The sequence below is a fragment of the Bartonella sp. AA86SXKL genome, from assembly GCF_042196885.1.
Map to the genome: position 1 here is coordinate 1 of NZ_JBHIRE010000084.1, position 278 is coordinate 278.

Annotated in this window: 1 protein-coding gene; it reads left to right on the forward strand. The window is 39.6% G+C overall.

The features are described from left to right. Positions 1-278: hypothetical protein (locus ACFIO5_RS09905; protein ID WP_375705305.1), on the forward strand; the 278-nt coding region annotated here is incomplete at both ends.

The window sequence follows — 278 nt, forward strand, 5'->3', positions numbered from 1 at the left end:
AGAAAACAAACTCTGTGGAGAATTGCGTATTGTAGGGCTATTTACCTCCTCAGCTTATACGCGCTCTATTTTGCAAATTCCTTTCTTAAAAGAAAAAGCCAAAACTATCATTCAACGCCTTGGACATAATAGTGCCGACTATTCTGGAAAAGCACTCATCAGTGTTTTAGAAACCTATCCAAGAGATGAAATATTTCGCTCTGACATTGACACATTGACAGAAAATGCCAAACTCATCATGCAATTAGATGAACGTCCACGTTTGCGCGTGCTTGCTC